The sequence below is a fragment of the Caballeronia sp. LjRoot34 genome, assembly GCF_964253815.1.
Classification (GTDB): Bacteria; Pseudomonadota; Gammaproteobacteria; order Burkholderiales; family Burkholderiaceae; genus Caballeronia.
Genome location: NZ_CAXUSB020000006.1, coordinates 1 through 25,610, shown reverse-complemented (window position 1 = coordinate 25,610; position 25,610 = coordinate 1). Strand labels below are relative to the sequence as shown.

The following is a 25,610-nucleotide window of genomic DNA, read 5'->3' as shown; positions in this document are numbered from 1 at the left end:
GGCCGTATCCGGGAAAAGCGGATAAAAAACAGTCTCACAACAGAGTTACTATAACCGTATTCAGATTGTTGATTTAATGGTCAATCACCAATGTCGCCAAGTCGAACGCGAAGGATTCTGGTCTGTGTCGCACTGTCCGTGACGGGAGGGATCCTCGCGGGCCCGGCCGCGCGGGCAGACGGTTTCTACGAGGGAAAGAGCCAGGGATGGTTTTTTTACGACGACGGCCGCGCGCCGGCGCCGGCCGATGCTGTAGAGGCTGCGTCGGCAAGCAGTGTCGCGGCCGCCCCGGTCCCGGCGGCTCCGGCACCCGCGTCAGCGCCGTCGAGTCCGGAGCCTTTTTCAGTCCAGTGGCTGAGCCAAAAGATGCAAATACTGAAGCTGAACGCGATGAACCACCCGACCGAGGAGAACCTGCAGGCGTACATGTGGGCTCAGCGAATGATGCTCGACATGAGCCAGAACTTCGCTGACGTCGGCTCGAAAGTGGCTGCTGAGGATCCATACCTCGACGAAGAAGTCAGGTTCCCGACAGCGGCGGCCGCGCGCAGCAACGCGCTATGGCACGTCGATCGCGCTCGGGAAGAGATCCTGACCGATCTGTCTGCACACGCAGGCCTGTGGTTCTTCTTCGATTCGCGGTGCGGGTTCTGTCAGGACGAGTTGCCGACGGTGAAGGCGCTTACTGACAAATACCACTTCCCCGTTAGGTACATCTCCGAAGACGGGGCGCCGTTGCAGGGGATGCGGCCTGAGGCCATGGTGGTCGACCGCAATCACGGCACGTTCAAGTCGTTCGAACTGAAATTGACGCCGGCGGTGGTGCTCGTTGTACCGCCTTCGACGGTGATGATCGTGGCGCACGGCGCAATGGCGCAGGATGAGCTGCAGCGCAAGATCGTCGAGGCCGCGATCGACGCCCAGCTGGTTCCGCAGGACCTGATGGATGCCGCGCAACTTGAAAAGCGGGGAATCATCAGTCCGGCGGATCTGGATAGGATGAAGAAAGAGGCTGCAGCCGCCAACACCGATGACCCAGCGGAGCTCGTCAAGCTAATGCGGGAAGCGGTTGGCCGCCGTATGCCAGGCGTAGTTCAGGGTACAGGGGAGCACCAGTAATGAAACTTCGGCGCACTATTCTCGCAGCTGCAGGGCTTCTTTCTTTCTTTTGCTCCGCTGTCCACGCGGACGTAAATTCGTCGCTGAACTCGATGTGGAACTCGTCAGCTGGCGGGGCGATCACTGGCCAGAATGGCATGGGTGTATATGGGCCGTCCTATTACATGCGTGCCCCGGTGCAAAACTACCAGCTTGTGCACATCGATCCGCCGCGGCTCGCGGCGGGCTGTTCAGGCATCGACGCTTTTTTTGGCAGCTTTTCAATGTTATCCGGCGCGCAGCTCGAGTCGCTCGTGCGCAGCATTATTCAGGCAGCACCTGGATACCTCATGCAGTTGGCAATCAAGGCAGTCTGCGACGACTGCTACTCAATTATGGCTGCCATGAAGCACTATGCGGACATGCTAAATAACGGGCAGATCAATTCATGTGTGGTAAGCAAGGCCGTTATCGGAAGCGCGATCAGCGCGACCGGCCTCGATAGTGAAGTGGGTGGGTCGTTTGCAAAGGACGTCGAAAACCAGGCTGCCGTGGCGAAGGGCTGGTACACGGATATGTATGCCGGACTGAATGCGGCCTTCTCCGGCGGTCCAAACGTCAATCGCGGTGCGATGCAAAACGATACGACCGGGTACCGAAACACGTTTTTCAATACGATGTTCGCGACGGGGGCAGCAAACACGATGGACCTTGGTGCGCTCGGCGGGCAGGAACCGGGCATGGAACTAATCATGAGCCTGTTCGGAACTGAGGTGCGTCCCGACACCAACAACAGTCCGGTTTCGAAATCACCAATTGACGACAAGGTATTTCCGGCGTCATTGACCTGGGAAGACCTTAAGGAAGGGTTCGATCCAGCCAAGCCCAGGCAGGTCTATTTATGCAACGACTTCCAGGCCAACGATGAGGGCTGCCAGCAGGTGACGCAGACCAGCTTTACCTATCAGGGGATCCGCCGGTATCTGATCGATCAGCTCGCGGGTGTACAGCCGGCAGCACCCGGTGGTACATCCAGTCAGCCGGGCAACATCATTACAACGATTCAGTCCGGGTCCATTATCTACGACTACAACACCGGGACGGCCTTGACTTCGACTCAGCAGCAGTTCGTCAATGTTTTGGGTGTAAACATGCAGCGGATAATGATGGAGCTTACCGGCTTGAACCAGAACGACGCGATCCAGCTCTACAACCAGTTGATGGATGTGATGGCGGATCAGGTCACGTCGTCAGTGGCGTTTGCGATCATCAGTTCAGTTCAACAGGCATACAACCCAACGACCCAAGCGTCGCAATCGATAGACAATACATTGAAGCGGATCTCGCCGATGAACGCTGACCAGAAAGCGGCGTTCCTAAAGTTTCAGCGCGATGCGCAGCAAAGGAATGATTTTGAGGCTCGGGCAAAGCGGACCATGGCGATCATCGAAGAGCTGAAGGAACTGAGAACTGAAAACGGCCTGATCAGCGCTACCCATTGATCGGCCAGCCCTTCGTACAAAGCTGGATGCCGCAAGCGCAAACGTTGGTGAAATTCTCGGGCAGATCATCGTCTACGAAGTAAACATGAACGATGAGCCGCACTTGGCCGAGATCGATGGCGAGGAACATGTCCCAGCTGGGAAGCTGGAAAGCCCATCGCCGGACATGTAATCGAGCCGCAATCCACAGCCCGCCGTCTGACTCCAGAAGGCGGTTTTTTTACGCCTGTGATCTGGTCACTTTCCGAGGAGACGAACTAATACGGGCTGCGCACGCGTGTTTTGGGCCCGATGGCCTCAAACTTCCTCGGAATACGCTGAGCATGCGTGCGCTTTCCGGGGCGGGCAAAAATTCAACCAGTGGCGCTTCTCTGCCGTTAATTCATGTGGTGGGAGCCTGCCGCTTGACCGGCGTGGCTTGGTGGACTAATATGGACTTAGTCCACTAGGAGCGGTTATGCAGACAGTCAATATTCATGAGGCGAAGACCCAGTTTTCGCGGCTGGTCGATGCCGCAGCCAGCGGAGAGGAAATCGTCATCGCTAAGGCCGGCAAGCCGGCCGCCCGACTGGTGCCGATGGAGCGGGCGAAGGTCACGCGCCGTTTCGGCGGCCTCAAGGGCAAGGTCCGTATTGCCGACGATTTCGATGCCCCACTCCCCGATGATGTGATTGCAGCATTCGAGGGTCGTTGATGCGCCTGCTTCTCGATACACACGTCTATCTCTGGTCGGTCATGGATGACCGCAAGCTGACCAAAGCGGCGCGCAAGATGATTCTGGAAGCTGACGAAGTATATGTAAGCAGCGCGAGCATCTGGGAGGCTTCGATCAAGGTCGGGCTCGGCAAACTTGAGGCCGACGTCGATATGCTTGTCTCGGAGATTGAAGCCAGCGGATTCATGGAACTGCCGGTGCGGGCGGTTCACGCTGCATTGGTTCGCAATTTACCTGACATTCACCGCGACCCGTTTGACCGGCTTCTGGTTGCGCAGGCATTGTCGGAGCCGTTGCGGTTGGTCACGTCGGATGGTCATCTGTCGAAGTACACCGATCTCGTTATCACTGTGTAGGAAAAGCGGTCATAAAAGCGCGACCATAAGTCGCTGTACCGTACGGCCGGGTGCCGGAATACGCTTGCAAGGGGTCGGGAATGGGGGGTAAGCCAACTGCAGATGGAGGCGGGGACGGAAGTTGGCAAGGCGCGGTGCTCAGGTATGTCGCGCAAAGCCTGTATGCCAAGATAATTATTGCTCTGATCGTGATTTACTACGTCGTAGCTGTTGTTGGGGCCGCCGTCGGCAGATTCAATCTTACATGGCACGGCGTTTTCCCGATCGTAGTGATCAGTAACGGTCCTGATAGATTGCGTCCGCCGGAGTCCGAACCCTCGACTGCGCCGCACAACCCGTCCTCAGACGTTTCTGTTGCTTCCAGCACGGTCGGAAAAACGCCCCCCGAGCCCCTGCCTCCTTCGGCGCCAGCGCCTACGTCTGCAGGCAATATTTTCTACGGAGGGTTTGGGAAGACCACGCACGAGTTGATCGTTAATCATGTCGACGTAGAGCGGGAAAACGTTCGTATCAGCTACCATCAAGAAGTCTTAGGACATTCAATGTTGGTCTATCAGGACCTCGAAGGTGACGACCAGAAGACTGGCCGTGCACGCGGGGTCATCCAGTATTCTGGGCGCGAAAATCGCACAGAGGGCTCTGTCGGTATAACGCCGGAGTCAGCAGAGGAAATGTGCCAGGCGTCCGGGCTGAAAAAACTGATGGATAGCGCACGAGACGAGTTTGGGTTGGCAGACAAAGTTGCCTACTCGAAGACGAACACGAACACGAACCCTGACAGCGTTGCAACAACAAGCTGGTTCAAGAACGGCGCACTATGGAACTTCTCGGATAAGTCTAAGTTAGTCGTGCGGACCTCATTTGCACGCACGTGGTGGGCCTCAGGCGGCTCGGGCTGGCAATGCACCGTCGAGGTATGCGCTATACCTCCTAACGGCAAAGCGTGTTTTGACCTTCCGAGCCCTTAACTCGACAACATGTAGATGACCCAAAGCGATGCTCACTCTCGAAGATGACGGATTGGAAGGCTTCACGCAGCGCGACTGCGATCTGTTGAATCAGACGGTATCGTTTCTGACGGCAAGAGGCTTCACTGAGTCGCACGCAGCCGATATTGCCTGCAACAATTGGCGTGTTGGCGGCGAAAAGACAGTCGAGTCTCTCGCGGGATTTCCGTTAGGGGCTGGCGTGCAACGATTTCAATACCGCGCGTATTACGAGTACAACGGCCCCTCGCGCGTCTCGCCGTTCCGCACTGAATTGTCCGCGGACGAGGTCGATGACACGTTGTCGTTGTTTCCGCAGCACCTTGAGCACTACTTGAAACCAACGGCAATCGTTGACGCCAGCGACTACTGTCCCGGATCGCGGAGTCGTTTGTTCAGCATCGTGACTGGTCGCAGCCACGAAGCAACCAACGGAGCTGTTGCTAGCTGCCTCAACCGGTTCGATCTATACGCGGATTTGCTCTAACGAAATGGACCGGAAAAGACGACACACGAGGAGAACATGGCAGAGATCCATCGCGAGCGGATCGAGCAACTAATCACGCAGCCGAGTGAAAGCCTAGCGGTTGAGATCAAAACGTGGATCTTGCCGAACGAACCAGCGGGGTAAGCCAAGATCATCAAGGCGGCGATTGCGCTGCGAAACCGCGGGGGCGGGTATCTCGTCATCGGCCTTAACGATGCGACGCTGCGACCTGATCGGGAGGGCGCGCCGGAAGATGTCCGTAAGACCTTCAACATTGACGCGATCCAGGGGCTGGTCACCAAGTACACATCGGAGACGTTCGAAGTTGCCGTGGAGTTTGTCGAGCGTGATGGCTTCGTTCATCCGGTGGTCGTGGTGCCGCCGGGAGTCAGGACGCCGGTTTGCGCGAAGGCACAGCTCACGGGCTACGGCGGGAAGGTTCTGGTCGAGCGTGACGCGGTGTACGTCCGCACGCTGAACAGCAACAATACCCCGAGCACCGCGAAAGTGCAGGCGAAAGACTGGAGCGATCTGGTCGAGATCTGCTTCAATAACCGTGAAGCCGACATTGGGCGGTTTTTTCGGAGGCACCTGGCCGGTTCGGATCCCGCCGCGCTGAGCGAACTGGTGATGGCCATTGCCGGCAAGGCCCCGGTTCAGGAATTGGTTCTCGAACGTCTGCAGAAGATCGTGGAGCGCGGACGCGCGTCCTTCCAGGCCGTCATCTCGGACCGAACGGTGAAGCTGCCACGGCATGGATCGTGGGAAGTCGCGCTGATCGTCGACGGGCAGTTTCCACAGCAGACCGACATGGGAGAGTTCGCCAACCTGCTGAGCTCGAGCAATCCCTCATACACCGGGTGGCCTGTGTGGCCTAGTAGCCGCCAATTCCACGAACCGACGTCACGCCCTTACGTCATGGATGTTGCGTGGGAAACGCTCATCGTTCCCGACGCAACATCCAGAAATATAGATTTCATGCGGCAGCAAAGGAGCGGATGCTTCTACAGCTATTCCGCGATCCGTGACGATATTGCGGCCGGTGATAGGGCACCGGCGCCGATGACCAGTCTCGAGCCGATATTCACAGTTATCAAGGTGGGCGAGGCGCTTGCGGTTGGTCAAGCATTCGCCAAGGCGCTTCAGGCCGACGAACAGACGAAGCTGGAATTCCTGTTTCGCTGGAGTGGTCTGAAGGGGCGCATGCTCAACTCGTGGATGTACCCAGGGCGCTCGATCCACCCACGGACGTCGCAGCAAGACAGCGTGACGTCTGCGGTGACGGTTCCAATCGAAACGGCGCCGTCCACGTTGCCTGAATACGTGAAGGTGGTGATATGGCCGCTCTTCGAGGTTTTCGAGGGGTTCGCGTTTCCCGGCTCCGTCGTCGACGAGCTGATAGCGAAGCTGCTTGATCGGAAGCTGTAACCGCAACAACGATTATAGTAAAAGATTCGAAGGGTACGTCGTGACTGGAGCGGCCCCGCAAGTCTGGAGCAGACCGTAGGGGCCAGGCAGATTTCAACCTTGAATCGGAAAAAACAACAGGAGGATATATCGTGGACATGAACCCGGAACTCGCGACAAACCTTCGGCAATGGCGCGACGATCAACAGCGCTGGCGCGATGAATCGCAAGCGAGTCTTGACAGGCTTACACGCCTCAGCCTGCATTATCGGGCACACGCGTCGCAACCCGACACGGACCCGTATAACGCGGGAATCCAACGAGAGGTCGGGAGGATCGATGAGTTGACGAAGCCGATCACAGCGACCGAACATCTTATTGGGCTGGCCGACGAAGGCCGACTAGCCAACCCGAACGCATAGACATGCTTGCCCGATCGGAAAAGCATAGACGACATAGTAGCGGGCCTCCTGTCTAAATAGAAATTGAGGATATTGATGGTAACAACCATGTTTTTTGACGAAACGATTCGTGACCAAGGCGGCAGGGGCGAGCTTGCCATCGAACTTGGCCGTTCGTCGTATTTTTCCGAAGACTGCATTTATCTGGTGTGAACCAACAATAGAGTTCGACACAAGACAATAGACTTTGATACGAAACAATAGAGCTTGACACAAGCTCGCTCGCCCTAGCGCATCCAGGGCATCGGGCAAGACTGGTGACACCCGGCCAACTACAGTCGCTCGACTGCATTACCCCGATTGGACGGTTGATTGGCATGCCTGCAAGTGCCCGCGTTAGACTGCTTCTTGAAACCCTGGTCGATCTGGCCGGACTATGCTGGGAAGGCGCACATGATCTGGACCCATACAGCGCGAAGGTCATCCCAGTCGGCTGGCACGATTGAACTGCGGTCTGCAAGGCATTTATCCACCTTCACTCTCCACCTCTCAGTCACGCTCGATTTGTCAAGAAGTTCACCCTGATAGGCACGCATGGTTTGCGAATAGCCAGCCCATTGGATGAGACACAAGTGGCCGTCTGTCATAAGGGCATCACGCCCAAGGTAAAGTTCGATGCTGGCGGCTTTACCGTTAATATCCAACGGAATGTTGCCTGATGGACCCAGCGTCGGATATTCGCGTAGCCAGTCTCGAGCCGGGTAGTGAACAACCGCGAGATTATCCGGAAGCCTCACTCCCTGTAGTGCTCGGCGAGCATCATGCGCCGCCGTGTCGTTGTCTAGCACAGCAATCACTCTGTTGGCAACGCCGGCCGCGGCGAAAGCCTTCACCACAGCGATGAGCTGCGATGCCCCCCCAGCAGCCCGGCTGCCATGAAAATCGAAAAACGTGTAGTAGCCGACCAAGTGGGGGAATAGCACGGAGAGCGATTTGCGGAGAATTTCCGCATCGCTGGAGCCCTCGGTGAGCACGATGCGGGGTGCGTTCTCCGGATATCGGTCGATCAGCAATCGGACCGCGTCGTCTCGAATTGGGTTTTCTTCGCGAACCCATCCGGCAGATACAAGTTGGCTCACGTCCTGCCGCAGGTACATTTCAGGTCGAACTAGAGAGAGCGCCATTCGAAGAAACATCCTAATGTCTTGGCAAAGAAAGCCGAAGAAATGCCATTCATCGTGCTGGTCGGCGAGGATGTAGGACGCTGTGGCATCGAGCGCCGCGCGTTGATCGGGTTCTAGGTCGTACCAATGGATTCTGCGATGGAGGACGTCCTTGAAAGCCGCGACGTAGTTGTCGAAAGTCAGCCGCTCGTACTTCGCAATCTCTGCATCGTAGAAACTGTCGCTCACATCGCTTGATCCACCTTCTTCTTCATCGGCCTCGCGATAGCCCCGAAGTTCCTCTGCCCGGATCTGCTCGTATTCGCGCCTGCAGCGCTCGAGGGTGAATCCCATAATGTCAAGGCGCTGGATAGCGGCGGCGATTTCCACCGCGTATTCGATTTCGCGCAGAGTATCATCGTCCTTCAGAGGGCCTTCGACGACAGCATCGTTATCGGCACGGCGCCACAGGCTGCGGCGGTCGGATTCAACGAAGACCGTCATGACTTCAGGAATCACGGCGCTCTTGGAGCTAACGAGCTCAAAGTCGCCCAAGTAGAGCGTGGTATAGGTGCCCATACGACTTTTTCGGTGGTCGCGCTCAGTCGTCAACCGGCTGGCTGTAATTTTCGATGGCTGACTTTCAGCAGCAAAGCCTACAACAATGAAGCCCCCGAGGGAACTCCCTTGAGAACATCCGTTGTTCGCTGGCGTAACCGGCGACAGGATCGATCACGGCCGGTCGCGTCTGACAGGCGCCAATATACGTGCCGATGCGAGCCGGGGCGTTCGATCGCGCCCAGCCGCTAGCAGGTTGTGTCAAACTCTTTTGTCGCAAGATTTCCTTCCGAATCGAGCTCCGCTAGTTTGTGTCGAAGTCTATTTTTTGCGGAACGCGCTTCTGCGTGTCGCAAAACGTTTGATTTTACTGGGCGCCATGTGTCAAGCGCTATTGTTCGTTCACATCTGGTTGTCGATGGAAAGACTGTGATCATGGACCGCGCTACCGCGAAGTGGTTTGTGGAGGCCGTTGTCGCCGTCGGGTCAGTACCACGGCACGATCGACTAGGCGAGACGAAGGAAACCACCAAGAGCGCAAACGACATGAGGCAACTGATTTCGCCGAACGCGATTACGAATGGCAACGGGACCGTCACACAGGCGGGAACTGGCGAGTCGCGGTTGTTGCTGAATTTGATCGTGCAACTGACGAACTCTCAGGCTGGAAAGGCGATCCCGGTGGGCGCGCTATGGATGAATGATGCACAGGTCCTGGCGCTCAAGTTCTACTACCATCTCGCGTCGCTGCACGTTCTGGTGCAGCCCGTCGAGGTGGTGATGCCACAGGGTACGACGTCGCACATCGACCATGGCTCCGTGCTGGTTCTTGCGCGGGCGGCCCTTGAGACCTTTCTGACCTTTGCACACGTTTTCGGCTGCAGCGAATACGACCTGCGGGAATTCCGCCACATGACGTGGCGTTGCGCGGGCCTGATGGACCGGCAGAAGCTGCGGGCTAGCGCGCGCCGTCCCGAGAACAAGCAAAGGCTCGTGGACGAAAGGGCGAGCATCGAGACGCTGCGCGCCGAGATGCAGGCGCATGGCTGGTGGGTGCAGCATTCTGAAAAAGAACATGGGGCGTTCCTGAAGGGGGACTGGCGAGCTGGGCGGGGATGGGCCGCAATCGGTGTCGAGGCCGGGTTTCATCCCGTACACATTCGCGAGCTCTATAGCTACCTGTGCGGCTATTCCCATACGAGCTGGCTGAGCATCTTGCAGATCCGGGATGCACGCGAACTCTCCCAGCAGGCCGCAATGACCGCGATGTCTGTAAGTACCGTGTGTGTGCTGATGAGCTTCTTCGCGCTTCACTACGTTGCGCTCTTTCCCGACACAGAGCACGTCCTCGCCGCGCACCAGGAGGCGACCACGTTGGTCCGGAAGTGGAATCTGCATGCTAGGCGCGTGGCTGGCCACTATGAGCGCGAGTAGCGGAAGACGGCTCCTGAGGTTCGAAGTACATCTTGGCGGAGGAGCGGAATGTCGGTTAGCAGGGCGGTCTTTATCGGACTCGGAACAAATGCAGCCGGCGGAAGCAAGATTGATGTGTCAGGCGCGCCGTTCCGGCTCACGGAGAAGCCAGTAGAAACTTTGGTTTCGATTTTGGCGAAGCAAGGGGCTGGCAGCCTGACGGTTCGGCGCAGCGACTACGATGCGACGGGAAAACGACTATGAGTGCAAGCTACGAATGGACTGAATGGCACCTCACTCCTGGCGGGGGGTCCGGGGCAGCGAGAGGACCGATTTTAGCCGCGAGGTAGTTGAGCCGCCCGCCGATCGGGCGCTGACTGTACGCTACATCGATGAGCACAACGGCTATAGCGCGCATCAGTCCCACAGTGAGGAAGGCGCACTCTGCTCGATCAGCACGGCCCCGCGCCTGCCCGGCTGTAAAGTCAAGGAAAACATCACAACAAGGAGAGGTGTTCAAATGGACGAGTTAGACCTTCTGAAAGCCGTCCCATCAGAGATTGTTAAGGCTGCCTATGACGATACAGCTTCCCCAGCGATGAAGGAACTTGGAAAGCTTGGCCTGGATCTTGTGAAGACCGTGCGTTGGGTCCTGTCCCCTCTGCAATTCGGTGCAGCGCGTCAGGACAGATTGGTGAAGCACCTGCAAAGATCCGTCGAGTTGGTGCCTGAAGAGCGGCGCGTCGCACCGGTCGAGTCGCTCGCAATACCTATTGCGGAGCAACTCACATTCCACGACGAGGCGAGCGTTGTCGGTCATATGTTCGAGCGCTTGTTGGCGCGTGCGATGGACCGGGAGCGAGTCGGTGAGGCTCACCCAGCGTTTGTGCAAATCGTAAGTCAACTTGCGCCGGACGAAGCAATACTGATCCGGCAAATTGCTGCACGGCCGTCAGCGTATATGCGACCGCCAAAGAAGGACTTAGCTATACTGTTGAAAGACGAACGGGAAGCGTTGATTGATGCTTCGGGCATGTCAGACGATCAGAAACAACAACTGCAGGACGTCGTCGTGCGACCGGAAGAGCTAGCCCAACCCAGCTTGGTGTACACGTATATCGAGCATTTGGTTTCTTTGGGCCTCGTCTCTTACACCAACGAACCTTGGAATGCTGAATTCAAAGGCGCGAAGGGCGCTAACTTCGATTTTTGGTTTGTTGGCCTCAATGGTCTAGGCGAATTGTTCTATCGCGCATGTCTGGCTGAGGGGTAGGAAAGCGATGAGCTACGACGAGCACGACGCCGCGATGGATGAAATGTACGGCGCGGCCGGTGACACGGCCAAGGGCACAGCGGTATTCCGAGGCGGAGCCAGTAGGCCCGAACTCGCCAAGAAATTGGACGCAAACCAGTACGGTTGGCTGACGAAAAGCATCTCGTGCGACAAGACAGCCTGACCACGGAAAAGCGCTCGCGCCGGTCGCGCGGGCCGAACAGGAAAACAAATGCGAACGATGAAAACTCTGCCGCACAAGCTCTTCACGAACATTTTTCAACTATGAACTTGTCGGCATCTACTCGGCCGAACGGCGCACTGAGGTTCATGTCGGCGATGTCCCGGTGACACGCGCGATCCCCTATGCCGTCCACGAAGAATCGTTTCGGAATTAGGGCCCCTCAGATATTGGGGCGCGCGATCCTAGAAGAGTCTCGCACGTAGCCCACGTCGGAAAAGCCGGTCAGCCCGGAGCAATGAAAAACCAGGGAACGAAAACCATGCGATTGATAATCATCCAGTTCAACTACAACCACCTCGGCGGCTCAGCCTTCGTTCGGGTCGGCCATGACGAAAAGCTCAGCGCCTTTGATCAGCCGTCATACCTGGGCGTGGATTGTGGTTTCCATGTGGTGCCCCGGCCCGCTGACGATTTGCCCGATAACCATGTGTTAGTCCAGGTTCCTGGTACGGCGGCATGGCTGAACCTCTGCATCCTCGCGAAGCACCCCGTGAACTGGCCGAGCGGCGTCGAACAACCACAGATTGGTGCGTATAAACTCCAGATCGCGCGCCTGATTTCGAACATGATCGCGAACGCTACGTTGAGCGACCTCGATGACCAGATTCCAACCGTACTTGTTCCAGGCCCAAACCGGTAGGAAAAGGTACTAATATCGATCGCTTTCCCGAGGAGGATCTCGCCTCTGAAGAAGGGTTGAAATGCCAAGGAACAGTCTTATGACGCCCATCGAAGTAGCGCGCCGTAGGCGAGAGGAAAACAGGACAGGGGCACAACCGTCGCACGACCATGCTCATTAGATTTGACATACCAGATGTCCCGGCGCCGACAGATCCCTTTGTCGGTTACTGGGGCAAGCAGCTTTTCACCGGCCACTTCTCGTACAGGCCGTTCGTGATTACGCTTACTTCCACGTATGTTCGCTGCGTCTTTGCCGCCCGCGAAGATTATCTGGCCGCCGCGCAGCACCTGCGCGGCGCTTGGACGTCGGACGTTAACCGCGCAATGAAGGTAAGCGAGGTCTATCGCAGCATTTCGCGTTTCGAGTCGTGCATCACCGGCATGTATCTCGCTGTGCGGTCGATGCGGGAACTGCGCAAACGACAGGAACTCACAGCACGTGAGCGCGCGGTGATCTGTGAATTGAAGCCCAAACCCCGGTTTCTTGGCTCTGCGGGCGAGCTGCTCGGCAAGATGCGCAACAAGATGCAGCACATAGAAGAAGAGCTTGCAGCCGGCAAGCTCAAAAATGATTTGCCGATTATGATTCAGCCGACCGGTCCTGAAGTTCCGGCCGATGACCCGGCCAATCCTCAACAGACCCTCAGGACCATCGACAGGATGCGCGTGCACGAGTATGAAGTGCGGTTCGTCGAACTTGCAGCGTGGCTTGGAGAGATGGTCGACCACGTTGACAGGTTGCACGGGCTAATGCCGGGGGGCTGGAACCCGGCCGAAGGCAAGGTATTTGCAGCAACCCCCGATGCACCCCCGCGTGATCTGCCGTCGTTGGAACAGGATTGCTAGGGGAAAGAAGCTCTTGCCGTATTCACCAGTGCAGCGAAAACGCCCGAAGAAGCGCTGTCAGGCGTTTGAGATCACGAGTAGGAAACAACTGGCGCTTTGGCGCCACGCAATCGGCCGGAAGCCGACAAGAAAAATGAGGATGACCATGCAAGATCAAGAGCAACAAGACTATCAACATGCACTGTTGGCACGCATTGCCACGTCGCTTGAAATTACAACCACTCTCCAGTTACTCGCAATTAAGTACCCGGACGCCCCGGACCGCGATGCGCAGCTTAGGGCATACCGCGCGACAAAAGATACGGTGCAGAAGTCGCTTAAGAACCAACAGATGTCGGTGATGATGGGCAGCAAAGCCCTACCGCCGGCGGCAAAGGGTGTCGATGACGCAAAGGCCGCCCAACAAGCGTTCGAACTGGAGAATCCACTCATCGTGCGACTCGACCACTGGTTGACGCATGGCGCGATCTGATTGATATCGGAAAAGCCTCGGAGGTTGGATGAGATGGCTGGAGGCGCCGGTGTGGCGACGACACACCTTGGGCGACGGATGGAACGACGTCGAGCCCGACGCGTTGGTCTGGATTTCTATCGCTGCACTCGACATCGCATGGCGTGACAGCGAGGAGTATGTTGGCGAAGCGGGCCGTGGTTCACTACATGACGATCGATACGCGAAGTTTGGTCGGTGGTTAGAGGGTGCAAGCTTTGTGGATGTACCGGTATTGTCGCTGGACGAGGACGGTGTGCCGATCTTCACGGATGGTCGTCATCGATTCGCTTGGATGCGTGATCACGGATTGCCCTCTCTACCAATTGAAGTGCCGTTAGATCAGGAGCACGTCTTCGAGGTCCAGTTCGGAACCATAGAGCGAATCGGCAGCGTCTTGTGAATGACAGACAGAGGAAAAGCCGGCCGCGCTAACACTTCTGACGTGCAAACGTAGCCGCTACGGAAAGGCTGCGTGCGGCCATGAACCGTCATTCGGCACACTTGGATAAATCGTCTCCAATCTGCAAAGGAACCGTGCTCGCATATACTGCGACAAGCCGATTGAGGAGTATCGAGTGCAATCCTTGGGAGACATTATTCGCGCTGCTGGCGAAGCCGTCACCGCGGCTCCTGCTGAGCGCGTTGGCGCCGCACTGGTGACGCAGCTGAAAGAGTTGGTTCCGACACCGTACCGCATTGAGACCGGCATCGTTGTCGATTCCGAAGGACGCAGGACAGAACCGCTGTCCGTCTTGATCTGCGTCGGCGGCCAATTGGTCGGCGCCGACGTCGGCTCCGCCGTGGTTCCGACTGAATCCGTCGCGGCCGCCTTTGATGTGACGCACACCTTGGACCTAAATGGGCTGGCCGCAGCATATTCCAGAGTAGCCGCGGCCAAGGCCCTAAAGAAGACGGTGCCGCCCCCCGGCAATCACACGATCGAGCCGACCCTAGGTGTGGTCTTCGCCGTCGACGCCACAGTGCCCCTCGAAGATATGGCGGCGGAACTCGAACGGCTGAACGCACGCACGCCCTCGGACCATTGGCCTGACGCGGTGGTCATCGCCATCAAAGGGCAGATTGGCTACATGGTGCAATGGGTCGGAGATCAGTCCGTATCCAGCTTGCTGTTGCCGCCTTCTCCGGGCGTATCCCGCAAAACGCTGCCTTCCTATTACGCGGTGCTCATGATCTCGGCCAGCGGGGCCGGGACCTTCAACCTAGCCATGCACATGCTGCTTGGCCAGCTCGCCAGATGGTCTCCTGGAAGTGTTTCGCCGGAGTATTTGACCGTCTTGGATGGCGTGCCGCGCCAGGCCCTCGTATGGACCGGGTACCAGTACAACCTTGCCGGGGAACTCAGGCCGGTGCCGCGAGAGCGCTACAACGACAGGGCGCTCCCGCTGAAATGGGTTGCGCTGATCCCGCGGGGCGCGAAGGAGCCGCTAGCGGCCATGTGTTTCATCCCTTGGCAAGACGGCGGTCTCGTTCTCCTGCAGGGCAAGCTGCCTCTCGAAGGTATGCTGCTCTTCCTAGGTGGAATCATCGACGACGAGGCTATCCGCAACATCCAGAAAGTGACCCGTAACGACATGCAGATTTCCGGTGTCCTGCCAATCAGGGAGCGCCAGTTCGGGATGTTGCTCCGGAATATCGAGCAGCGCGGAGGGCTGGAAGTGAGACTAAGCCAAGGTCACTTTGTGGTCCAGAAGTTCGCCGATGAAGGGTCAAGCTCGCCTTTCATGGCGCGCATTTTCTACGCCCCCATGCAGATGGCGGACACATTGGGCGCGGACCGGGAACCCTTCCTGAAAGCGCACGGGACCTTGATGACGACGTTGATGGAAATTCGCGACACTGCCAAAGATGTTACGAAGTCCTGGAAAAACCACTTGCGAAAGATTGATGAAGGTTCGATCGTTGAGCGACACGGCGTGCACATTCGGATCACGGAGAATGTGGACCGGGAACTCGGCCGCTTGGTCACCGAATTCCTAAACGGCGCGACGCGCTCTTTCAAGGATCACATGCAGCAAACGACGCGCGCACTCGGAGTCGAAATCGGATTCCTACACCAGAAGCAGGCTAAGTTCGAGCAAGGTCTGGCCGATATCGAAAAGACTGATTCGGCACTTGCCGACTATTTGCGTGAAGCCCGCAGATGGGGAGACAGCTTGGTCACCACCCGGAACAATCTCGACCATGGCGATTGGAGTCTTCCACGTGCTAGCGTCGTTGACGTCGGCGGTCGTGTCGTCGTGACCGAACCAGCTATCGACGGAACGCCGGTGACGAGATGGGTCGCCGACATGACAGATCGGGTTCTTTGCTTTGTCGAAGATGTCATCGCGCACGGTATTCAAAAGCGGTTGGCCCTAGGAATCACTTTGGCCGAGATCCCAGTCCCTCAACGCGCGCCCGAGATTCCCCTTCGGTTCCAGAACACCATTACCGGGAGCGGCCTTCCGGCGTGGCAAATTCGCTATCACACCAGTCGGTTCGATGAAACCTAATTACTCGGCAAGCCGGCCAGATATGCTTTCGGAATGACATTTAAATCTCGTTGGGTGTCTGATGCCACTACTTTCCGACCCGCCGCTGGACAGTGAAACAACCCGGGCTCTCGCAGCACTCGGCCGAGCACTCTACATCGCGTGCGAGTTCGAGAGTGACTGCCGATCGCTCGCGTTTGTTTTCAAACTGAAAGAGCCTCAGCCGAATGACCAGTCAGATGAGCAGTTCTTCGAAGCCGTAGGGAAAGTAGTACTCGGACGGCTCGTCGACCTGAACCAACTCATTACGAAACGTGCAAAACTTCCGGAGGACTACGCGGCAATGCTTCACGCCGCGCGTGATGCACGGAACTACGTGGCACACGAAGCAGCAGATGAACTCACTCGTCTTGCCAAAGTGCCAGATGGTGTTGGTCAGTGGCGTCAGGTCTTGGCAACTAAACTGCAGGACATAGCGCTCGGAAAAATCATCGTAGCAGTGCTTCTTTCGCGCAACTCCGCGGAGCCAACGCCGACCAAAGAGGTCATCAATGCCTATCGCAGGAAGGTCGAGTCATGGACCTTACGGAGTGACGCATAGCCCCCTCGATGGAGCGGATATTCAACAGCGGGCTTTACCCACGCCAATTGCCGCTCACTCGGCATCAGCCCCGAGATCGTTCAATCGAAGAAATTGTTGGTGGCCGCGTCCGGGCACAACAAACGTGCGCCCAGGACACGAGAGAGACCGAAAATGAACATTGACGAAATGATCGAAGATTTTCGCCTAGGTAAGCTTGAGCTGGATTGCAAGCGCATTGTCCTTACTCAAAATAAGGAAGGGGGCGAGCGATACGAAGGGAAAGGCTATATCAAGCAAGACGCCGACGGCGTTGTGGTCTACAAGCTTTACGTGACCGAGCACCGGAACACAGCGCCGTATAGTCAGTTGAGCAACTACTTCAGCCACCTCGGAAAGATCCATCCTGACGAAACGTTCTTTAATCTCGAAGCAGAAGCCAAGGGTGGCGCAACACTCCGAGCGTCCCGTTTTTTTCCTAACGTCTCGTGGAACATGCATGGTGAACCCGAATTTGTGAGCGGCCAGTTGCAAGCGCTCACGGCTCAACACACTTTTCCGCAAAAGGATTACGTGGTCGAACTGCATTTCTTCGAAGAGTACGAGGTGCCGTTGCATAAGTGGAGTACGGTCGAAGGCAGTGCTGGCAAGCATCACGTCGTGGATACTGCCGAATTTGAAGCCTGCAACTCTCGCTTCGAAGTCAACGTGCGAGATGGATCCGGACGAAGCGTTGTGCAGGCAAGCTCGAAGGAGTCATTCCCTCAGAACTTCCACTGGAGGATTCAGGAGGCGCTTCAGTTCATAACGGGTAGAACAGCGAACTACCGGGCACTAGTGACGTGCGAGCCTGAGCTTCAGACACTCGAACTCATCTCGCAAACAAACGTGTCCTTGCGACAGCACTTCTGCCCTCCGATAAAGCATGTCTCGTTGGAGTACAGAAACCATGGATGGGAACTGTTCGGTGCTTTTTTGGCGTATGTAGTTGCAAGCAGTCCCGTAACGCTATGGAATCCGCTTGCATATCACCTTTATAACGCACGGGAAGCCAGCGCCAATTCGATCGATTCGTGGGCCATGGGTGTTTCGGTCGCGTTGGAAGGCATATCAAGTCTTGTCGTGTTGCCTGAAGACCCGGAGAAGAAGGCGAAGACCGAGCAAGCAGTTAATTTGGTGAAACAATACGTTTCCAGCGAAAGTGCGCTCATAGAGGTCAAAGATAGATTGAACGGACTGCTGGGGATGCTGGAACATCCTCCCGGCCCACGCGATAAACTCAAGTGGTTGGCTGCTGAGGGGAAGGCTGAAAAGAAATATATTCAACGGTGGAATGATCTTCGCAATGCTCACGTTCACCCCAAACTCATAGACCTACAAAAGCCTGACGCAGCGAGTTTCCAGACGCAACTTGATCGTATTCACAGCGTTCAGGTGCTGCTCTGTCAAGTCACGTACCATCTCATCGGCTATAGCGGACCATTCACTGACTGGGCCGAAGAGCAATACCCCGACAAGCAGTTCCCACTAGGTGAAGTCCTGGAGGACGTTGTTCGTGAAAATTAGAAAGATAACGATCAAGAATTTTCGTGGTGTGAAAGAGCTTGACTGGAGCCTTCCGGCAGCCGACATTTTCTGCCTCATAGGCAAGGGCGATTCATCCAAGTCAACCTTCTTGGAAGCAATCCGATATGCTTTCTACCCCCAATGGAATCTCACCCTAAGCGACTCGGACTTTTACCAATGCAAGGTTGAGAATTCCATCGTCATCGAAGTCACGATTGGCGACCTCGTTGAAGAGTTCTGCTCGCTCAACAAGTATGGGCAGTATTTGCGAGGCTGGAACGCAGCAGCGCTGGAGCTTACCGACGAGCCAGATGACCACTTGGAGGGTGTTCTGACTGTGCGGCTCATGATTGAAAAGGATCTGGAGCCGAAGTGGATGGTGATATGCGACCGCCATCCCGAAGGTGTTCCTTTTAAACAAGCCGACAGAAACAAAGTCAGCGTGGGACTCATCGGTGCATACAGTGAGAGACAGCTTTCGTGGGCGACTGGAACCGCGCTGGCGAAGCTGACTGAAACACAGAGCCTGAATGAACTGTTGGCGAACGCCTCAAGAACTGCCAGAACCTCACTGGACGCTGACCGACCTGTCACCCTTAAGAACTTTGACGCTGCGGCGGTGAAGTCACAGGAAATAGCCAAGCTGCTGGGCGTCCCCGTATTGGACACATACAAGGCTCACCTCGATCTGGCCTCCATAAATCTGAAGGTGGGCGGCCTCACCTTGCATGACGGCGACATGCCGTTGCGTCAGTTGGGCCTTGGATCGCGCCGCATGCTCCTGTGTGGAATTCAAAAAATGGGCCTAGAAGAAGGCCATATCACCTTGTTCGATGAGGTAGAGTTCGGTTTAGAGCCGCATCGGATAACTCGCCTCATCAAGCATATTAGAGAAGACAAGCGCGGGCAATACTTCCTCACGACCCACTCGCCCACAGTGCTGCGCGAACTCACCGTGAAAGAGCTATATGTAGTTCACAGCAAGGGCGGTGTGGTTCAGATCATTTCTGCCGCCCAAGATGGCCTTCAAGAGCATGAAGTGCAGGGGAAGATTCGTTCAAGCACCGAAGCATTCCTGGCGAAGAAGGTTGTGGTGTGCGAAGGCGCAACAGAAGTCGGCTTCCTGAGAGGATTTGACGACTACCAAGTCGAGAAAAAAAAAGATCCATTGTCCTTCCACGGCGTAGCACTGCTAGACGCGGGGGGAGCCAGCAAGGTAAAGGCACTGGCCAAGGCTTTCAAATCACTTCGCTACGACGTGTCGGTGCTCGCCGATGGCGACGCTGAGAAGCATTTTTCTCTGGCCGACGGGGCTGAGCTTGTTATGTTGGGAGTTTCGGTCCACGTGTGGAGCGACAAGCTTTCACTGGAAGAGAGAGCATTTCAGGATTTACCTTGGACCAGCGTGTTGGCCAGCGTGAAAGCCGCCCAAGGGCTGGGATTCCCCGTGAGCGATCAAGTGCGATCCAAGTTCCCTGAAGATCTTGAGAAGGACGTGGATAAGTGGGAGGACAGTCTCAAACTGCGGGCAGCCATAGGCGGTGCAGCGAAGAATTGTAATTGGTTCAAGGACATCACTAGAGGCGATCTATGGTTCAGGGCTATAAGCCCAGCCTTCCAAGACGCGGCCTTCGTCAAGAAGAACCTTGCATTCGAACTCAGCAAGCTTTGGGCGTGGGCAGAGCATGTCTGACGAACTAGCGATCAAGCTCAATGACTGCACGACGAAAGGGTATGTGATTGCGCCCGCTGGGTATGGAAAAACGCATCTCATCGCGTTAGCGGCACGGGTTTCTCGCGGCACGCAACTGATCTTGACCCACACCTTTGCGGGCGTGAACTCGATCAAGACCAAGATGACCGCACTTGGTGTTCCTGCATCCAAATATCAGGTGGACACGATTGCAAGCTGGTCGCTGCGCCTTTGCTTGGCGTATCCCAAAACTTCAGGGTGGAAGACGGAAAATCCGACCAGCAAGCAGTGGAACAAGCTCTATGCGTGTTGTTCTGGTTTGCTGCGGAAGAATTTCATTCGTCATGTCGTAGCGTCCACCTACGCCGGTGTCTATGTAGACGAGTACCAGGACTGTTCCGATCTACAGCACTCGTTGGTCTGCGCCTTGGCAGAGTTCCTGCCCAGCCGGATCTTGGGCGATCCCATGCAAGCCATCTTTGACTTTGACGAAGATAAGCCTGTGGACTGGGATGCGAGCGTCTATCCCTTTTTTCACTGTCTGGGGCAACTGGAGATTCCTTGGCGCTGGGAGAAAGCCGGGGATCCAAAGCTTGGTGCCTGGCTGAAGGAGGTTCGGAAGAAAATAGAACAAGGCCAGAGGATTGACCTGCTTGGCGAACGGCCACCCAGCGTGATTCGCGTGTACACCGATCCCGAATACCTCGCTTCGAAACAGTATTCGTCGCTCTGTGATCTGCTGGGTCACAACGAAAGCGTTATTGCGCTGCATGGTGGGGATCAGCAGTCCAAGAACAAGACTCACCTCTTGGCCCGAACCATGGCAGGCCGGTTTTCCTCCATTGAAGAAGTGGAAGGCAAGGATCTTCACTCGTTCCTCAGGAAGTTCGGAGCCGCGAAGACCGTCCAGGCGGGCTTCCTTCTCGCATTGGAATTTGCGAAGAAGTGCTTCACTGGCGTGGGCGATGCATTGACGGCCGGTACCAAACGAGGCGAGGCGACGAATCAACGGAAAGGGACCAAGTACCCCTTGGTCTTGCATGCAGCGAATGCTTACCTTAACAACCCAACAAGCAGCCAACTCAAATCATTCTTCCTGGCATTGAAAACCAACCCAGCGACGTCGGCTTATCGTCGTGACCTGCTGTATCGATTTCTCAACGTACTGAAGTTGCACATTGACGGTGCTGGGGCAACTCTCGCAGAGGCTGCGAACCTGTACCAGCGCGAGATGAGGCACACAGGGCGGCCTATTAGCCATCGAAAGCTCATCGGGACAACGCTGCTGGTCAAGGGCTTGGAATACGACCATGCGGTCATCCTCGATGCGGACGCTCTTGACGCCAAGGATCTGTATGTCGCGATGACTCGTGGATCGAAGTCTCTTACCATCATTGGAACAGGCAGGTACTTGCCTACGAGATAGATTCGACCAAGAAGCTTCTGCTCGATTTTGCCCCAAGGCTGACCTTCACGAAGTGAAAGATGCCGTCGCCGACGTTCCCGTGAGTGAGTCGGAGGCCGATAGGTCGACGGCGAATGTCTCCTGTTTACGCGGGAACGGACAGTCAGGCACGAACTGCGCAACGATTCAGAAGGGTCGTGAAGCGCCTTTCGCCCTTACTGAACTGACGTAAGCGATAGATTTAACCCACGTTGAGAGTCAACTACGTTACCGGGTAACGTTCGGGCATGAGGCGGTTACCGGGTAACGGAGAGAATCAATGGCACAGACAGCAGGACAGCGGCAGGCAGCATATCGGGCACGGCGCCCAATAGCAGGCAGGCAAGGCAACGGAGATCGCCGGCTGGATATGTGGGTGAGCAGCGAGGTCTATCTTGCGCTTGAACGGCTGGCACGCCGCTCTGGGATCACTAAACGCCAGATGCTCGAGCGGCTCGTCTCGCGCAAGGATGACGCGGTCGTGCGCACGCTCGATCCAGATACGTCCGAATGGGATCAATACTTCAGGGCCGGTCGTAGCATTCGCTCGTTACCGGGTAACGACGGACCTGCCGATGGGTATTCCGGCTCAACGTGACCGCTGATTCCGGACGAACGTGACCGGGCATTCCGGTTCGTCGTGACCGGCCACGGCAATCGCAACGTGCTTACAGTGAGCGCAGCGGGTTGTCAGGCCGGCGTCGGCGCACCTTGCCGTCTGGCGAAGTTGAACGGCAACAGGTCGCTCACATCGGCATGCGCCGCCCGCTGTGGCAACTCCGTGAGTACATTGAGCAGATACGCATAGGGCTCGATGTTGCAGGCTCGGCAGGTGAGCATCAGGCTGTAGATCATCGCGCTTGCCTTCGCACCGGCGACTGTGTCTGCAAAGAGCCACGCCTTTCTCCCTGTGCAGAAGGGGCGGATGTCCCGCTCGATCACGTTATTGTCCACAGGGGCGCGCCCATCGGTGACGTAGCGGCTCAGGTAGTCCCATTGATTGCGCGTGTAACTGATCGCCTTTCCCAGCAGGCTCTCGGGTAGGACCTGTGGGGCCTGTTCGTCCAGCCACGCCTTCAGGGACGCCAGCAGCGGTACGCTGTGCTGCTGGCGCACCCGGTACGTGTAGTCGGCGCGCGTTTGGCCTTGCGGCACATCCGCTTTCGCCAGCGTCTCGACCTGGTAGAGCGCCTTGAAGTACTCCAGTGCCTGCGCAGCGCGTCCGCCCGGCTTCTTCATACCCTTGAGGGCGTCGACAAAGGCCCGCCGCGCGTGGGCCAGGCAGCCGAAGTGCGTCGCGCCTTCGAGCGTACGCCAGGCGGCATACCCGTCAGTCATCAGCAGTCCTTCGTAGCCGTTGAGGAACGCCTGGGGATGTTCCTGCCCACGCCCCGGCTGATAGTCGAACAGCACAACAGGCTCCGGGCAGTCTTCGGCGCTGCGGTAGACCCACATATACGACGTGCTCTGCGCGGCACGACCGGGCTCCTTGAGCACCTGCACCGTTGTCTCGTCACCGTGGATCAGCGGCTGCGACAGCAGCGTCCTGCGCAGTGCGTCGTAGAGCCGGCTGTAGTGCAACCCGGCGGGCCGGATGATCCAGTTCGCCAGCGTGCCGCGCCCCACTTCAATGTCCGCACGTGCCAGCGCATGGGCCATCCGGTACAGCGGCGTGCCGTCGACATATTTGCCTGCCGTGACGGTGGCGATCATCGCTGCACTGGCGTTGCTGCCCGGCAGCGGCTGCGCCGGCATCGGCGCAGTGATCATCGGGGTGCGTTCCGCATGGCGCTCGCAGTGGCGGCATGCGTACTTGAAGCGCACGTGCTGCAGCACCGAAGCCCTCACCTCGATATGCAGCTGTTCGCTGAGCTCTTCGCCCATGCGGTGAAGTGCGTGCGCGCAGCACGGACAGACCTTCTGGTCTTCAGGCAGGTCGTATTCGATGCGCTGGCGTGGCAGGTGTGCTGGCAGCGGCTTGCGTCCGCGTTTGTTGCGTGCCGGCGCGGGCGTATCCGGCAGGCCCGTGTCGGGCAACGCAAACGTCTCTTCGGTATCGCCGGCGTCATCGTCGTCGGGTTCGGCCGCGGCGATCTGTTCAGCCTCGTCGAAGACGCGATCGCGCAGCTTCTCGCTGCTCGGGGCGAAGCGTTTGCTCTGCGCCAGGCGGAACTGTTCCTCCAGATGGGCTATCCGTTCACCCAGTTGCTGGTTGCGTGTCTCGAGTTCACGGATGTAGGCCTGGGCGGCCTGTGGCAATCGGGAGAGGTCTTCTTCGTTCATGCCTCCACGATAACGGAGTGCTGCGTGCGGTGCGTTTACGTCAATTTGTAACAGCCGCTCGAGCCGTTGTTTACCGGCAACGCCCGACGTTCAGCTCGCGTGGCGGTACGGCCGTACCGGATGGCGGCGCACTGCCTCAACGTCGATGCCCTCGAGCAGCCAGTGCAGCTGTTCGGTGGTCAGCTCAATCACCGCCTGTTGCCGACGTGGCCAGACGAAGCGATCTTCCTCAAGGCGGCGCAACATCAGCCAGAAACCCGTGCGCTCGTACAGCAGCAACTTGACCCGGTTGCGTTTGCGGTTATGGAAGGCAAACACGGCGCGCGCAAACGGATCGAGCTGCATCGACTGCTCGACCAGCATCACCAGACTGTTGATACCGGCCCGGAAGTCAATGGGCTCCCGATGCAAAAAGACCTTCAGGTCGGCCTCAAAGCGAAACATCAGTGCGCTCCCAATGCGCTAACCATTGCGGCCACCAGCCCGGCATCGCCTGTCGTGCATTCGAGCTCGATCTTTACACCGTTGGGCAACTGGGCCGACAGCCGCGCCGACCTCACCGATCGTGGTGACAGATGCGATGACTCCCGTTCTGGTACGGGTTGCGCAGCCGGTACTGGCGTTCGGTCATCGATCGCGACGACGACCGGCACGAAAGCCGATGACGCGCATGCTGTACCCTCTCTCATAGGCGTATTGGACCGCTCGTGCAGTCGAATCCATTTGCACAGCTGGTTGGCATTCACTCCAGCTTTCAGCGCCAGGCCAGACAACGATGCGCCTGGTTGCAGGCAGGCCTCGATTAGCCGTTGCTTGTCCACCGGGTCGAAGCTGCGCCTGCCACCAACACCAACGCGTGTCGCCCGCAAGGGCAAAAAGCTCAGGTCATCATGGGTCATGGATTGCGTCCGCAAGTTGTGGTTGCGGACGCAATCGTCAGTCTTTTCTGGCTCAGAAACTAGGTGGGTGGAAATTCGCGCTTACGAACTGACGCCGCTTCGGCAAGCTGCCGGGTGCCACCTGCGCCGCGCGGCAGCCTTCGATTTCCGCGCTTTCCCGGCAGTCCAATCAATTCCGTGCTTTCGAGTCTAGCGAATTGCGCACTAGTCCAACGAATTCCGTTTTCCGACAGGGCGCTATTGCCTACATTGCGGCCTTTGCCGAACGTACCCAAGGGGTTGTCGAAGCGAAACGTAAGGCTATCCTCGACGGCATGCTCTTCGAGGTCTTCTTCGATCCCGAAGTGGAATTGCGCAAGGAGTTCAAAACGCAAGCATTTCAAAGTCTTTTTGCCCCGCAGGCGCACAAAGTCCTGGCACCGAGCTTTGCCTTTATCGCGGAGTGCCTACTCCCGAATGTCTGGCGCTTCTACGCCCTGCCGGGCAAGAATCAGCACGTCGTGGTAGATGTCGTGAGTCGGCCAGCGGCTAAAGATGGAAGCCACGTCCTGGAGTCGATACATTGCGACGGAGAGAGCATTCTGTGGCTGGAGGATCCCGATTACGAACCAGATACCGGGGAGGATCCACCGCGTGAGAAGCTGCGTATCAAGAGCTTCGAGCAACGCCTGTCGGAGCAGATGATGGTCCCGACACAAACTTCTCACGATCAACTACCTGTCATTTGAGCGAACTGGCCACGACGTCGTTTACTTTGCCTACGGCTGGACCGCGCGAAAGCAGTAACTAGGACGTGCAATCATTGTGCGTGACTATGGGGACAGCATCTAAAGCGCCAACGGCAAGCTGCATTCGACCGCGCGTTGCCCAAGGGATTACGGTGGCTCGTTGCTCAACGGAAGATCATGTACAGCGAATGAGTGCGTCGCGCACCTCAGCGGCTTGTTTTCTGTTACGCGAAAACGGACCGCGAGCCTTGCGCCACCGTCGCCGGATGCTCGAAATCCGAAGCACTTCTTTAGGTACCACT

Annotated in this window: 27 protein-coding genes; 22 read left to right on the top strand and 5 right to left on the bottom strand. The window is 57.1% G+C overall.

Annotation, left to right across the window (positions count from 1 at the left end; translation table 11 throughout):
- Positions 1–90 precede the first annotated feature (90 nt).
- From ACSQ36_RS44095 to ACSQ36_RS44070, 6 genes are all read left to right on the top strand, one after another.
- On the top strand, positions 91–1,119 hold the full coding sequence (locus ACSQ36_RS44095; protein WP_436187132.1) for a conjugal transfer protein TraF: 1,029 nt from the start codon (positions 91–93) through the stop codon (positions 1,117–1,119).
- A complete protein-coding gene (locus tag ACSQ36_RS44090; protein WP_436187131.1) occupies positions 1,119–2,600 on the top strand; it encodes a conjugal transfer protein TraH in 1,482 nt (493 codons plus the stop codon). Before ACSQ36_RS44095 ends, ACSQ36_RS44090 begins: the two co-directional genes overlap by 1 nt.
- A 457-nt stretch (positions 2,601–3,057) precedes the next feature.
- Positions 3,058–3,294, top strand: coding sequence for a type II toxin-antitoxin system Phd/YefM family antitoxin (locus ACSQ36_RS44085; RefSeq protein WP_025602117.1), 237 nt, complete (start codon positions 3,058–3,060; stop codon positions 3,292–3,294).
- A complete protein-coding gene (locus ACSQ36_RS44080) occupies positions 3,294–3,671 on the top strand; it encodes a type II toxin-antitoxin system VapC family toxin (RefSeq protein WP_436187130.1) in 378 nt (125 codons plus the stop codon). The genes ACSQ36_RS44085 and ACSQ36_RS44080 overlap by 1 nt, the downstream gene beginning before the upstream one ends.
- A gap of 80 nt (positions 3,672–3,751) precedes the next feature.
- The gene (locus ACSQ36_RS44075) at positions 3,752–4,639 is read left to right on the top strand and encodes a hypothetical protein (RefSeq protein ID WP_436187129.1); all 888 of its coding nucleotides are present in this window, start codon (positions 3,752–3,754) and stop codon (positions 4,637–4,639) included.
- Between the two features lie 28 nt (positions 4,640–4,667).
- Entirely contained in the window at positions 4,668–5,144 is a 477-nt protein-coding gene (locus ACSQ36_RS44070; protein WP_436187128.1) for a hypothetical protein, read from the top strand.
- A gap of 93 nt (positions 5,145–5,237) precedes the next feature.
- Here ACSQ36_RS44070 and ACSQ36_RS44065 read toward each other — a convergent pair whose 3' ends face one another.
- Complete coding sequence (locus ACSQ36_RS44065) at positions 5,238–5,507, bottom strand: hypothetical protein (RefSeq protein WP_436187127.1); 270 nt, start codon at positions 5,505–5,507, stop codon at positions 5,238–5,240.
- Here ACSQ36_RS44065 and ACSQ36_RS44060 point away from each other — a divergent pair.
- Positions 5,475–6,572 carry a helix-turn-helix domain-containing protein gene (locus tag ACSQ36_RS44060; protein ID WP_436187126.1) on the top strand — a complete coding sequence of 366 codons (1,098 nt, stop codon included), beginning with the start codon at positions 5,475–5,477 and terminating at the stop codon, positions 6,570–6,572. The two genes, ACSQ36_RS44065 and ACSQ36_RS44060, sit on opposite strands and share 33 nt — an antisense overlap.
- Positions 6,573–6,703: 131 nt before the next feature.
- Complete coding sequence (locus ACSQ36_RS44055) at positions 6,704–6,973, top strand: hypothetical protein (RefSeq protein WP_436187125.1); 270 nt, start codon at positions 6,704–6,706, stop codon at positions 6,971–6,973.
- A 413-nt stretch (positions 6,974–7,386) separates the two neighbouring features.
- On the opposite strand, the gene ACSQ36_RS44050 is transcribed toward ACSQ36_RS44055, so the two are convergent.
- Positions 7,387–8,694, bottom strand: a complete 1,308-nt coding sequence (locus ACSQ36_RS44050; protein WP_436187124.1) for a HEPN/Toprim-associated domain-containing protein — start codon at positions 8,692–8,694, stop codon at positions 7,387–7,389.
- Between the two features lie 414 nt (positions 8,695–9,108).
- Between ACSQ36_RS44050 and ACSQ36_RS44045 the strand changes: the two genes are divergently transcribed.
- From ACSQ36_RS44045 to ACSQ36_RS43985, 13 genes are all read left to right on the top strand, one after another.
- Positions 9,109–10,107 (top strand): DUF5677 domain-containing protein, encoded by a 999-nt coding sequence (locus tag ACSQ36_RS44045; protein WP_436187123.1) that lies wholly within the window; start codon positions 9,109–9,111, stop codon positions 10,105–10,107.
- Positions 10,108–10,372: 265 nt separating this feature from the next.
- Complete coding sequence (locus tag ACSQ36_RS44040) at positions 10,373–11,359, top strand: DUF4393 domain-containing protein (protein WP_436187122.1); 987 nt, start codon at positions 10,373–10,375, stop codon at positions 11,357–11,359.
- Positions 11,360–11,366: 7 nt separating this feature from the next.
- Entirely contained in the window at positions 11,367–11,543 is a 177-nt protein-coding gene (locus ACSQ36_RS44035; protein ID WP_436187121.1) for a hypothetical protein, read from the top strand.
- A 319-nt stretch (positions 11,544–11,862) separates the two neighbouring features.
- Positions 11,863–12,243 (top strand): hypothetical protein, encoded by a 381-nt coding sequence (locus ACSQ36_RS44030; protein ID WP_436187120.1) that lies wholly within the window; start codon positions 11,863–11,865, stop codon positions 12,241–12,243.
- Between the two features lie 149 nt (positions 12,244–12,392).
- Positions 12,393–13,130 (top strand): hypothetical protein, encoded by a 738-nt coding sequence (locus ACSQ36_RS44025; RefSeq protein ID WP_436187119.1) that lies wholly within the window; start codon positions 12,393–12,395, stop codon positions 13,128–13,130.
- 145 nt (positions 13,131–13,275) lie between these two features.
- Positions 13,276–13,602: a hypothetical protein gene (locus ACSQ36_RS44020; RefSeq protein WP_436187118.1), complete on the top strand. Its 327-nt coding sequence runs from the start codon at positions 13,276–13,278 to the stop codon at positions 13,600–13,602.
- A 28-nt stretch (positions 13,603–13,630) separates the two neighbouring features.
- A complete protein-coding gene (locus tag ACSQ36_RS44015; protein WP_436187117.1) occupies positions 13,631–14,023 on the top strand; it encodes a hypothetical protein in 393 nt (130 codons plus the stop codon).
- A 175-nt stretch (positions 14,024–14,198) separates the two neighbouring features.
- Complete coding sequence (locus ACSQ36_RS44010; RefSeq protein WP_436187116.1) at positions 14,199–16,136, top strand: DUF6602 domain-containing protein; 1,938 nt, start codon at positions 14,199–14,201, stop codon at positions 16,134–16,136.
- A gap of 61 nt (positions 16,137–16,197) precedes the next feature.
- A complete protein-coding gene (locus tag ACSQ36_RS44005; RefSeq protein WP_436187115.1) occupies positions 16,198–16,716 on the top strand; it encodes a hypothetical protein in 519 nt (172 codons plus the stop codon).
- A gap of 153 nt (positions 16,717–16,869) precedes the next feature.
- Complete coding sequence (locus tag ACSQ36_RS44000) at positions 16,870–18,261, top strand: hypothetical protein (RefSeq protein WP_436187114.1); 1,392 nt, start codon at positions 16,870–16,872, stop codon at positions 18,259–18,261.
- On the top strand, positions 18,251–19,954 hold the full coding sequence (locus ACSQ36_RS43995; RefSeq protein WP_436187113.1) for an ATP-dependent nuclease: 1,704 nt from the start codon (positions 18,251–18,253) through the stop codon (positions 19,952–19,954). Before ACSQ36_RS44000 ends, ACSQ36_RS43995 begins: the two co-directional genes overlap by 11 nt.
- Complete coding sequence (locus tag ACSQ36_RS43990; RefSeq protein WP_436187112.1) at positions 19,947–21,380, top strand: UvrD-helicase domain-containing protein; 1,434 nt, start codon at positions 19,947–19,949, stop codon at positions 21,378–21,380. Before ACSQ36_RS43995 ends, ACSQ36_RS43990 begins: the two co-directional genes overlap by 8 nt.
- A 298-nt stretch (positions 21,381–21,678) precedes the next feature.
- A complete protein-coding gene (locus ACSQ36_RS43985; protein ID WP_436187111.1) occupies positions 21,679–21,996 on the top strand; it encodes a hypothetical protein in 318 nt (105 codons plus the stop codon).
- Between the two features lie 92 nt (positions 21,997–22,088).
- On the opposite strand, the gene tnpC is transcribed toward ACSQ36_RS43985, so the two are convergent.
- From tnpC to tnpA, 3 genes are all read right to left on the bottom strand, one after another.
- The gene (gene tnpC / locus ACSQ36_RS43980) at positions 22,089–23,681 is read right to left on the bottom strand and encodes an IS66 family transposase (protein WP_436187110.1); all 1,593 of its coding nucleotides are present in this window, start codon (positions 23,679–23,681) and stop codon (positions 22,089–22,091) included.
- Positions 23,682–23,771: 90 nt separating this feature from the next.
- A complete protein-coding gene (gene tnpB, locus ACSQ36_RS43975) occupies positions 23,772–24,125 on the bottom strand; it encodes an IS66 family insertion sequence element accessory protein TnpB (RefSeq protein WP_436187109.1) in 354 nt (117 codons plus the stop codon).
- Positions 24,125–24,580: an IS66-like element accessory protein TnpA gene (gene tnpA, locus ACSQ36_RS43970; protein WP_436187108.1), complete on the bottom strand. Its 456-nt coding sequence runs from the start codon at positions 24,578–24,580 to the stop codon at positions 24,125–24,127. Before tnpA ends, tnpB begins: the two co-directional genes overlap by 1 nt.
- 197 nt (positions 24,581–24,777) lie before the next feature.
- Between tnpA and ACSQ36_RS43965 the strand changes: the two genes are divergently transcribed.
- Positions 24,778–25,308, top strand: a complete 531-nt coding sequence (locus ACSQ36_RS43965; protein ID WP_436187107.1) for a hypothetical protein — start codon at positions 24,778–24,780, stop codon at positions 25,306–25,308.
- Positions 25,309–25,610 lie beyond the last annotated feature (302 nt).